Raw genomic sequence first — 10,158 nt, 5'->3', positions numbered from 1 at the left:
TTAAGACGTAGAAAGACTACAGGGGGGAAAAGCCTAGACCAGTTGGATCCATTCCAATGAACAACTAGAGGATATCACGCAGTACCCGAGCTGAACAGGGATTACTATTAACTTCAAAACTAATAATACGAGGGGGGATAATCATGAAAAAGCCGAAGCTGTCAAACAAAATGCGGCATGGGGTCACCGTCCTCAGTCTGACCTTGTCGTTCACCCTGCTCATCAGCGTCGTTTCCGGCTCCACAACTGTCCGTGCGCAAGTGCAGCCGGCAGCTGTTCATTTTACACCTGTCTATCGATCGGAAAATGGACTAGCCATGCAAATTAACGCACATCGGTTGCAATCTAGTCGCCAGTCACTTGCTTTTGATTGGGATTTATTCCGGTTTGCGAGAATGTATGCAAAAGATCTGGCAAAAGGAAAAGACATTCATCTTGATGCAAAAAAAACAGAGACATTCCTTAGGGGCTTGGGACGCAGTCCCAGAGACACCGGCTGTCTGGTGATTCGTGGTACGGAAAGTTCCCCATTTCCTAGCAATTGGTGGGGAACAAAAAATGGTAAGTTAATAGAAAACAACAAGCAGCCGACTGCTGTCGGTACAGGCCATGTATCAATTGGTGGAAAACATATCTGGGTTATTCTCTATTCAACATTCAGGGATGTAAGGGCGCACTGACACATTTTTTTGTATTCGATATTTGTTTCATTAGCCGTTCCTCTGTAAGAATTGTTATAATTAGAAACGTTCATGCTTCGAACATACTTGAGATTGGGGGGGGGATTGGTGCGAAAAACGAATAGTATTATTTTTGTTATGGCACTCATCGTATTTGCTGCCACATTTCTGCTCAGTCTTGTCAGTTTTCCAGGTGTCAATTCGGAAACTTCATCGCAAAGCCGCGAGCAGCTCCCCAACAGTCTTAAAAGTGAGCAAACACTGAAAATTCCCTCGAGTAGTGTCTACACACTGATGGGCAAAAAAGAACCAGAAATAATCCGTAAACTTGGCAAGCCTGAACGCATTGATCCGACAAATTACGGTTACCAATGGTATATATACGGCGTCAATACTGAAAACTATTTACAAGTTGGCATCGATTTGAAGACAGATCGTGTCACAACGCTCTATGTGTTGGGGAAAAATCTAAAAACCGCTCCTTTTCAAATTGGTGAATCATCGCAAAAGGTTTATCAAAAAGCGCCAATTTCAGATGAAGTGGCAATGACAAGTGCCGGGTCGAAAATAGATTTTGAACTAAACGAGGAAGATATGATGACTCGACCGCTACTGAAGTTGGGCAAGTATTGGATTCAGCTGAATTTTGACCGTATTTCCGATAAGTTGGTCGGTATTCGCTATCTGAACGCATCGGTTTTGGCGATGCAGCACCCTTATTCGATGACTTATACGGGTGCGTTGCCCAACCAGCCGAAGGTATCCGCAACCGCATGGAATCGGATTAATAAAGCCAATGATCAAGAGATATTTGATATCAGCAATCTTTTGCGCTATCGAAATAATAAGCGTCTGCTTACTTGGAATACAAACGCTCAAGAGGCGGCTTATAAACATAGCAGAGAGATGAAAATCAAAAACTATTTCTCGCATGGCTCAAAGTGGTCAGGGAATTTGCAAACCCGGCTGCAGGCGGAAAGCATTCGTTTTGAAATGGCCGGAGAAAATATTGCCGCCCAATATCCAGATGCACCGGCTGTTTGTCTCGGCTGGCTCAATAGCCCGGATCATCGCGAAAATTTGCTCAATAATTCGTTCACTTCTCTTGGCGTTGGATCGTATCAATTGTATTATACTCAGGATTTTGTGCTACCGATGAATTGATTAGCAAATGTATTTTCTGGTTTTATGCACATGTTCCGTTTGACTGATTATGATAGTTACAGGATCAAACGGAAGGAGTGCTGACGGTAATGCCTGCTGAAAAAACAAGCGATACAGTGAAGCGGTTTAAGCTATTTGTTAAAAGCCACCCAGAAATTGTCGCGTATGTGCATCAAAACAAGCTAAAGTGGAATGACGTATTCGATGATTGGGCGATTTTTGGCGAATCCCCTGAGATTTGGAAGTCTTACGGCGCAGATGTGAAAGAAACGGCACAAACGAAGGAAAAAAGCGAAACGACACCTGCTGAAAAGCCATCTAAAAACAGCGGCTCAACGCTCTCATGGAATAAAATATTGGAGACGATTGATACACTGGACACCACGCAGTGGCAAGAACGTCTAGACACGCTTAGCAGTGCCCTTGGTGGCCTTCAAACATTCATTGGCCAATTTAAACAACAAGAAAATAGTACGGGTGCGGCATCCACACCGCCCAATCCGCCAACAGCTAGACCGTATGCAGGTCGCACGCAGCGTGTTTACAATCCGCCAAGGCGCAGCAACAGACGGTCCGGTTTTTTCAGAAAGGATTGACGGAACTGATGCGAAGAGACATTCAGCTCTATTTAGATGAACATATGGATCAGAAGTTATTTGTACGCCTGCATCCAGAATGGTACAGAAGACTCAGCAGGGAGCCTGGTCAGCTGAACAATCTCAAATCAGCGGCGGATGTTTTCTATGGGCGGACGTTCCCGCAAAGAATCGATCGATTGAATGAGCAGGCTGGGCTTCTCTCACTACTGATGTCGATGATGCAAGCCATGGGCAGTTCCCAAAATCAGGGATAATAAGCGAATGGCAAGTGACTGCTAATGGAAGTTTTCGTCCTTTTGTTGTACTATTTATGTAACGTGGAGGTGCGGCTATGATTGCAAATTTAGAAAATAACCAAGTGCTTGATCACGCCGAAAGCCTGGCCGGGCTGATCAGCCAGTCTGAACCTTTTCGCCATTACATCAGTCGGCGGCAAGCGGTTGCCCGCAGCGAACAAGCACAAAAACTAATTCAACGCTTTTCAAATATAAAGGTCAAGTATGAAGAAGTTCAGCGATTTGGTCGCTATCATCCGGACTTTAAGAAAGTTATCCAGGAAACGATGACGGCTAAGAGAGAAATGGATCTGTATCCCCTGATTGCTGAATTTAAACAAGCAGAAAAAGCGATGCAGGATTTCCTTGGCGCGGTCAGCGCTGAACTGGCAGGTTCCGTCTCCAAATCGATCAAGGTGCCAAATGGCGATCCTTTTTTTGACCACGGATGCGGCTCAGGCGGCAGCTGCAAATGCAGGACCCATTAACACCGGGTTCCTGATCGGCATGTTTGTCTAGGAACAGAAATAGGATGGGGTGAAGCGGCACATGCCTGAATTTAAGAGGGACAGTCTGATTATCTGGCTGTACAATACAAAATATCTGCGCGTTTTGAGACGCTACGGATATGTGCATTATGTTTCGAAACGAATGAAGTACGCAATCATGTACTGTGATCATGGGCATTCAGAGAGTGTGATCAGTCAGCTCGACAAACTGAAGTTTGTGAAACAGATTGATCGTTCCCCTCTGCAGGATGTTCGGACAACCTATGAAAAGGGAAAAAGCATTCAAGAAGAGAAAGATGAAATTTTTAATTAAAAGCTATGTTTAAATTTTATGTTGTTTTTCTGATAAATAGGTAATGTGTGAGACGCCTGCGGGAACAGCGTGCCAGCGAGACCCCGTAGGTTATAGCCTGTTTGAGGAGGCTCGCGGTGCGCCCGCGGCAAGCGAACACATGGCAATAAATGATTAAAAACAAAAGCAGATTTTAACAAAGCCTAATTAAAAAATCTTGTGCTTATACACGATCAAAAAGTGAAATTTAAGAACTGTTTGCTTGATTTATACTCTTTTCGTGTGAATCTGCTTGTCCGTCAAAAGGCAAGTCTTGTTTGCAGAAATAATTGATCGATTGTGGAAGAAGCAACTTGTTTGGCTGCAGAAAAAAACCCGCAGATTCCTGCGGGCTGTCTTAATGCATCCATGATGCAAGACAATGGGAGAGGAGAAACCGGCGGAAACTTATGGGGAAACGTAAGCATCCGCGGTTGGGTCAACATCTCAAAGGATGCTACCAGACATTAGTTTTGACAGCATCTGAAGATTCTATACATAAAGACTGTCAGCCTGCCTATTTTTCGGTAATCAATAAAAAGAAGGGCACGCAGGATAAGGCTGAATGTGCCAAGCATGCTCCATTTGCTGCATGGTCTGTGAAAGGAATGATTTTGTGAGAGTAATTGCCGGGGAGAATAAAGGTAGGGCACTTCACACGGTCAGCAGTCAACTGACACGGCCGACAACCGATAAAGTCAAAGAAACAATTTTCAATATGATTGGTCCTTACTTTGATGGTGGTACAGTGCTTGATCTTTACGCGGGAAGCGGAGGCCTGGCCATTGAAGCATTGAGTAGAGGCGCATCAGAAGCGGTGCTTGTCGACAAAGCTGCCGCGGCCTGCCGGATGATTCGGGAGAACATTCGGAACTGTCGCTACGAAGATCGAACCTCCTTGCTGCATATGGATGCAAAACGCGCTTTGGAGACATTAGCAGATGCATCGCGACAGTTTGATTATCTTTTTCTTGATCCGCCTTACGCACACCAGCAAATGACACGTGATATCAGCTTCCTGATTGATCATCATATGCTCCAAGAACATGCGATTTTGGTTGCTGAATACGAGGACACTATTCAGTTGCCAGAGACGTTTGCAGGGGGACTGGTTCTGTGGAAATATCGAACCTTTCAAGGAAAGACAGCTGTTTCGATTTACCGTTTCGAATCACAAGTGACAGAAGGGTTGCAAAATGAGTGAGCGGACAGTCATTTACCCCGGTAGTTTTGATCCAGTTACATACGGACATCTGGATATCATTACAAGGGGATTGAATGTTTTTGATAAAATCATTGTTGCTGTACTGAATAATTCGCGCAAAGACCCGCTTTTTACTGTAGAAGAACGGGTGCGGTTGTTGAAAGAGGCCACGAAAAACTTTGATTCGGTCGTTGTTGACAGTTTTGATGGTTTGCTTATGGATTATGCAAAGAAAAAGCATGTGTCGGTCGTCCTTCGGGGATTGCGGGCGATATCAGATTTTGAATATGAGCTACAAATCGCGGCAATCAATAAAAACCTTAATCCGGAAATAGAAACATGTTTCATGATGACTAGCAACAAATATTCATTTCTCAGTTCGAGTATGGTGAAAGAAGCGGCAAGATACGGCGGTACGGTCTCTAATCTCGTAACGCCGTCTGTGGAAGCTGCATTGAAGGAAAAATTTGGCGACAGGCAAATTTCTTCTCAAAAATAAAGAATGTCTCTAATTTTGCATGAAAAATGCAATGCAGGCTCACGGATCGCCCGCAGCAAGCGAGCAACCGAAGCGTAATTGTTGAAAAGGACTTGGCTACGCCAAGTTTTTCTTAATAATGATCGGCTTTTCCAGAATGGAACAGCTGGATCAGTGAAATAATGACAAACAGGATTAACGCACCGACTGTCAGCCAAGGCCCGATTGCGAAAACATAATCTGAATAATGATTGATCGGGCGCGCGAACGTTGAGACTGCATCTGAGGTTAGCTTACTCTCAATCGCAAATGCATGATAGCAGACAAAAGCAATAAAGGCTGAAAAAACTGCCTGAATCAATCGACCGAGCAGAAAGGGTTTGACACTTAGCCCTGCCTGAGAAAGAATACTGATTGCCTGAGCTTGGATTGAAAAACCGCAGAATCCAAGTAAGGCACTGGCGAGAACGACGCGTTCGATCATCGGCGCTGATGTCTCGCCTATTTGCTTGGCTCCAATCGTTAATTCGAATATGCCTGGAATCGATGCACTTCCAAGCGCCGGACTCAATCCGGCTAAGCCAAACAAATGAGTCAGACCGGCGCTTAGCAATGACACAAAGCCGATTTGCACAAGCAGTTGGTAGGTCATCGAAAAGAGAGCAATAAAACCACCAACGGCGAGCAGTGTTGTAACGGACGAGGTGACTGCATCGCCAAGCATTTTCCCAAACGGATGGTAATTTTCAATACGTTCGCGATGCATCGCGTTTAAGGCTGATGCCAAGCGCGATGATTTTCGAGTGCCTTTTCTTATTTGCGATGAGCGGTCTGCCTTATAGCAGCGCATGACCAAACCAACGCCAATATTACCGAGATAATGGGCGATCGCAAAGACAATACCAAGTGCGATCTGACCAAAGAAGCCAACAGCTGTGACACTGAATAGGAAGAGCGGATTGCTGAAATTGGTAAAACTTGATAAGCGCTCGGCTTCTACTTTTGTCAATTGTTTTTCCTGATAGAGGCGAGCGGTCATTCGCGCACCAGCCGGAAATCCGGAGACCATTCCCATCATTAGCACAAAGCCGCCGATGCCAGGGACGCGGAACAATGGGCGCATGATCGGTTCGAGGAGGGTACCGGCAAATGTGACAACGCCGAAACCAATCATCAGTTCTGAAAGGACAAAAAAGGGAAAAAGTGCGGGGAAAACACTTTTCCACCAAATGAGCAGTCCGCGATAAGAAGCTTGCACCGCTATGTCCGGATATTTAACCATCAGCAAAGCAAGCAGCACAGACCCGGCTGCTAGCAGATAGGTGACACCTCTAGATTGTTTCATGAATGGCTCCTTTGGGTTTGTTCAACCTGTGTCCGGTCATTTAGCCGATCCTGAGTCAAGCAGAGTGGAAAACCTGCGGCTGAATCGACGGATGATATAAAAGGTGCTTTAAAGGCTGGCATTAAAGTTTTTTAAAAAGTAAGCGATGTTTAAATTTAATGTTGTTTTTCTGACCAAAAAGCAATGTCTGAGACTTCTAAGGGAACAGCGTGCCAGAAAGATCTCGCAGATTTTGCTTGTACGAGGAGGCGCGCAGGTAGCGCCGCGACAAGCGAGTAGCCGAAACGCATTGTAGCAAAAAAGACTTGTCGAAGCCTAGTTTTATCGTTCATTTAAAAAAATGAGTGTACGAGCTTGTCTCTAAACTATATGATTTACACCAATCCCTAGACCTGTTAAACAGGAAATTAGCGCTTATGTTCGCGAAAATCGCTTGATTATGCGATAATGACCGACATACAAAGGAAAACCATAGCAGATGATTCACAGAGGGGTGCAGCGATGAAGAAAAAAACTTGGGCTTGGCGCTGGGTGGCGCTTTTTTTGAGCATTTTGCTGATTGCCTGCTATTTTATCCGGCTCCCTTACTTTGTTCAGAGCCCTGGCAAGGCACAGTCAATGGCCGGTATGGTTAAAGTAAGTGGCGGACAGAAAATACATGGCACATACAGCCTGGTTTATATTTACCTTGGGCAAGCGAATATTTACGAGTATTTATGGGCGCGGTTTGATGGTAATAAATACACGACACTGGTGAAGCAAAAAGCAGTTATGCTGCCCGGTCAAAGTGAGAAAGACTTCAATTTGGTTCAGAATAATTATATGAAAAATGCGCAGCAAAGCGCTGCCTATACCGCGTATAAAGCAGCGGGACTGCATCCTCATGTGACAGCGGAAGGGGTGCTTATTCTAGGTGTGATGCCGACGATGCCAAGCGCTAAAGTATTGAAAAGCGGCGATGTGATCATTGGACTGAATAATCACCGTATCCGTACTGTAAATGATTTGGATTGGCGTGTACGGAAAATGAAACGCGGCAGCCACTTTTATTTGAGCATTCTGCGTCAAAATCAATTGCAGCAGGTTAAAGTGACGATTGCCAAATTTCCAAAGTCTGTAGCAGCTTCGGGAAAAAATCAGGGCATTGGCATTTATCAGGATAATTATTTCAAAACAGCGGTTTCGCCGAACGTATCGTTTTCGATTAGCAATATCGGCGGACCTTCAGCCGGATTGATGATGGCGATCGATATATACGATCAGCTGAACCATAAGGACTTGGCAAAAGGACGAAAGATTGCCGGGACAGGGACCATTGATCGCAACGGTAATGTGGGTCCTATCGGCGGGATCGAAGAGAAGATTGTTGGAGCCAATCAGTCCGGAACAGATATTTTCTTTGCGCCTGTCGCCGATCATGAGTATCGAGATGCTGAGAAAACGGCGCGAGCGATTGGTTCATCGATGAAAATCGTTCCTGTCCAGACATTTCAGGATGCTATTAATTATTTAAGCAAAAATCATTGATGGTGCTCAGACGGTTTTGCCTGCAAAAAACTGCCTATCGTTTATTAATGCAGGTATAGAATAAAAACTGGCGGATGATAATAATTTTGAATTTATGAACCGTAGCGAACAGGTGGATGACCTGTTTCGGTCGGCGTCTCTCCGCTTCGACCGGAGAGAAAATCATAAATTTGAGCCGCACGCAAATCCGGTGTAAGCTCTTCAGGATGATGCTGCCGGATTTTGGCAATAAGCGGAATAGCGAATGACTTTCGAAGCTCTGATAGGTAATGCTGACCAGTTGCACTCATACCGAGCAGCCGAAGATAAGCCGGCTGCTGGACCGCGGCTTCTTTGGCTTCGCTTTTCAACGTATGTGTCAAAATATGCGTGCAGAGGCGTTGGATCCGCACCCATGTATAGCGCTTTGTTTTCACCAGACTGAGAAATTGTTCAAATGTCTCGGATTGACCGATGTATTTCAATAATCGGTTTTCCACACCTTCTTCAGCTTCAACTATTTGTCCGAGTTGGTCGGCAGAGGAAGAGAGAATGCGGTATTTGAGATAGGGGAAGAAGGTTTCCCAATCGACGAGTCGCCCTTTCTTCTTTTCCTCAATCAATAAGGACAGAGACGTCTCCGGCAACTTGCCGCGTAGCTGTTCGAGCGTTGATCCGCTAAACAAACAGCGCCTGATGCTGGAAGCGCTGGCGATGGAAGCGTCTGGATCAAACGCAGCATCGTTATGTCCTGCTTCCTTTCGTTTGAACGTGACGGGTACCATGCTACTTTTGTTCCTGTGGATTGCCTGAATATAGTGAAAGCCGAGGCTGTTGTTCGGCTGCCTGAGATCGACAAATTCGCTACCCGATTCAGAAATGACCGCTTGATAGGCTGCTGCGTGTGCGTTCGGATAACTGATACCTTGACTTAGAGCTGCTGCTAAGGCATCCTGATAGAGCTTGCGATGGTTCTTAACTTGTTCAATACTGTTCAAAAAAGGTGCGATTCTGCCGAGTTCACTGCCAAAAACAAGATGGCTGACTTTCAGATGGCTAAGAAGGGCAACTGCGCCGCCGGCAAATGTATCTGCCCGCCCGACAGCGTAAATGTATGGTAATTCGATGATCAGATCGACACCTGCAGCAAGGGCCATTTTTGTACGCTGCCACTTGGAAATAATCGCGGGCTCGCCGCGCTGCGTGAAGTCGCCGCTCATCACGGCAATCAGGACATCTGGATGAAGCTCATGGCGAATTTTTTTTACCTGATAGAGGTGTCCGTTGTGAAAAGGGTTGTATTCTACGATAATTCCTGCGGCACGCATTGACGATTCCTTCTTTCGCAGCTTTCTATGACGGCTGTTTTGTCAAGCATTGCCATTTTATCATATTATTATTTTGATCAACAATGGCGGCGAACAGTCACTTGTTGTGTGCTATGAGTAGCGGGGCATTTGCGCAAATGGCAGATCGGCCTCTCTGTGGATTGACAATCGCTTCAGCAGATATTATAATAACAAATGTTGTCTAGAGGTGGTTAATTATGTCTTTATCCTGGTCCGTCCCTGAATTGTTGAAATATAAAGATGAGGGACTGAATTTTGACGAAGAAGTTGTATTGCCTCTGGAATTGTTTCGCTCGGATCCTGAAGTTAGACGGGTTTCACCCTGCGAAGTGAAGGGTGTCGTTGAGTTTTCAAAACGCTCGCTGACTTTTCACTTGCATATTAAGGGGACTATGGTCTTACCATGTGCCGTTACTTTGGTGGATGTGCCGTATCCTTTTTCAATCGATACTTCAGAAACATTTTTGCTTTATGGATCAGAACCCGATTTTGAATCAGACGATGATGTGCATCCGGTTGAGGATGAGCAGATTGAATTGATTCCTTATTTGGTGGAAGCGATTCTGGTTGAAAAACCGATGCGTGTAGTCAGCGATCAAGTGAAGACCGAAAAGGATCTTTCCGGTGAAGGTTGGTCACTGATGAATGAGCAGAAAGCAAAACAGCAAATTGATCCAAGGTTGGAAAAACTGAAGAAGTTTTTTGGCGATTAACTAGA

General features: G+C 45.2%; 12 protein-coding genes. 10 read left to right on the top strand and 2 right to left on the bottom strand.

Going from position 1 to position 10,158, the window contains the following annotated elements; all coding sequences use genetic code 11:
* Positions 1 to 143 precede the first annotated feature (143 nt).
* From JOC27_RS08570 to coaD, 8 genes are all read left to right on the top strand, one after another.
* The gene (locus JOC27_RS08570; protein ID WP_205006872.1) at positions 144 to 680 is read left to right on the top strand and encodes a hypothetical protein; all 537 of its coding nucleotides are present in this window, start codon (positions 144 to 146) and stop codon (positions 678 to 680) included.
* A 108-nt stretch (positions 681 to 788) separates the two neighbouring features.
* A complete protein-coding gene (locus JOC27_RS08565) occupies positions 789 to 1,844 on the top strand; it encodes a CAP domain-containing protein (RefSeq protein WP_338062792.1) in 1,056 nt (351 codons plus the stop codon).
* 89 nt (positions 1,845 to 1,933) lie between these two features.
* Positions 1,934 to 2,440, top strand: a complete 507-nt coding sequence (gene ylbD / locus JOC27_RS08560) for a spore coat protein YlbD (protein WP_205006870.1) — start codon at positions 1,934 to 1,936, stop codon at positions 2,438 to 2,440.
* 8 nt (positions 2,441 to 2,448) lie between these two features.
* Positions 2,449 to 2,697 (top strand): YlbE-like family protein, encoded by a 249-nt coding sequence (locus tag JOC27_RS08555; RefSeq protein WP_205006869.1) that lies wholly within the window; start codon positions 2,449 to 2,451, stop codon positions 2,695 to 2,697.
* A 77-nt stretch (positions 2,698 to 2,774) separates the two neighbouring features.
* Positions 2,775 to 3,206, top strand: a complete 432-nt coding sequence (locus JOC27_RS08550) for a YlbF/YmcA family competence regulator (protein ID WP_205006868.1) — start codon at positions 2,775 to 2,777, stop codon at positions 3,204 to 3,206.
* A 61-nt stretch (positions 3,207 to 3,267) separates the two neighbouring features.
* Positions 3,268 to 3,540, top strand: a complete 273-nt coding sequence (locus JOC27_RS08545; RefSeq protein ID WP_205006867.1) for a YlbG family protein — start codon at positions 3,268 to 3,270, stop codon at positions 3,538 to 3,540.
* Between the two features lie 634 nt (positions 3,541 to 4,174).
* A complete protein-coding gene (gene rsmD, locus JOC27_RS08540; protein WP_205006866.1) occupies positions 4,175 to 4,762 on the top strand; it encodes a 16S rRNA (guanine(966)-N(2))-methyltransferase RsmD in 588 nt (195 codons plus the stop codon).
* Entirely contained in the window at positions 4,755 to 5,261 is a 507-nt protein-coding gene (gene coaD, locus JOC27_RS08535) for a pantetheine-phosphate adenylyltransferase (protein WP_205006865.1), read from the top strand. Before rsmD ends, coaD begins: the two co-directional genes overlap by 8 nt.
* 112 nt (positions 5,262 to 5,373) lie before the next feature.
* On the opposite strand, the gene ylbJ is transcribed toward coaD, so the two are convergent.
* Positions 5,374 to 6,585: a sporulation integral membrane protein YlbJ gene (ylbJ, locus tag JOC27_RS08530; RefSeq protein ID WP_205006864.1), complete on the bottom strand. Its 1,212-nt coding sequence runs from the start codon at positions 6,583 to 6,585 to the stop codon at positions 5,374 to 5,376.
* Positions 6,586 to 7,086: 501 nt separating this feature from the next.
* Here ylbJ and JOC27_RS08525 point away from each other — a divergent pair.
* Positions 7,087 to 8,112 carry a SepM family pheromone-processing serine protease gene (locus JOC27_RS08525; RefSeq protein WP_205006863.1) on the top strand — a complete coding sequence of 342 codons (1,026 nt, stop codon included), beginning with the start codon at positions 7,087 to 7,089 and terminating at the stop codon, positions 8,110 to 8,112.
* 92 nt (positions 8,113 to 8,204) lie between these two features.
* Here JOC27_RS08525 and JOC27_RS08520 read toward each other — a convergent pair whose 3' ends face one another.
* Entirely contained in the window at positions 8,205 to 9,419 is a 1,215-nt protein-coding gene (locus JOC27_RS08520) for a nucleotidyltransferase (protein ID WP_205006862.1), read from the bottom strand.
* Positions 9,420 to 9,637: 218 nt separating this feature from the next.
* Between JOC27_RS08520 and JOC27_RS08515 the strand changes: the two genes are divergently transcribed.
* Entirely contained in the window at positions 9,638 to 10,153 is a 516-nt protein-coding gene (locus tag JOC27_RS08515) for a YceD family protein (protein WP_205006861.1), read from the top strand.
* The last annotated feature ends 5 nt before the right edge of the window (positions 10,154 to 10,158 follow it).

It is taken from the genome of Sporolactobacillus spathodeae (genome assembly GCF_016908935.1).
Lineage (GTDB): Bacteria > Bacillota > Bacilli > Bacillales > Sporolactobacillaceae > Sporolactobacillus > Sporolactobacillus spathodeae.
Note: the sequence above shows the minus strand (reverse complement) of the source record. Positions and strands in the feature narration are given on the sequence as shown.

Coding starts and splice junctions, on each gene's coding strand:
- JOC27_RS08570 (WP_205006872.1), top strand. CDS start 144: ATGAAAAAGCCGAAGCTGTCAAACAAAATGCGGCATGGGGTCACCGTC.
- ylbD (WP_205006870.1), top strand. CDS start 1,934: ATGCCTGCTGAAAAAACAAGCGATACAGTGAAGCGGTTTAAGCTATTT.
- JOC27_RS08555 (WP_205006869.1), top strand. CDS start 2,449: ATGCGAAGAGACATTCAGCTCTATTTAGATGAACATATGGATCAGAAG.
- JOC27_RS08550 (WP_205006868.1), top strand. CDS start 2,775: ATGATTGCAAATTTAGAAAATAACCAAGTGCTTGATCACGCCGAAAGC.
- JOC27_RS08545 (WP_205006867.1), top strand. CDS start 3,268: ATGCCTGAATTTAAGAGGGACAGTCTGATTATCTGGCTGTACAATACA.
- coaD (WP_205006865.1), top strand. CDS start 4,755: ATGAGTGAGCGGACAGTCATTTACCCCGGTAGTTTTGATCCAGTTACA.
- ylbJ (WP_205006864.1), bottom strand. CDS start 6,585: ATGAAACAATCTAGAGGTGTCACCTATCTGCTAGCAGCCGGGTCTGTG.
- JOC27_RS08525 (WP_205006863.1), top strand. CDS start 7,087: ATGAAGAAAAAAACTTGGGCTTGGCGCTGGGTGGCGCTTTTTTTGAGC.
- JOC27_RS08520 (WP_205006862.1), bottom strand. CDS start 9,419: ATGCGTGCCGCAGGAATTATCGTAGAATACAACCCTTTTCACAACGGA.
- JOC27_RS08515 (WP_205006861.1), top strand. CDS start 9,638: ATGTCTTTATCCTGGTCCGTCCCTGAATTGTTGAAATATAAAGATGAG.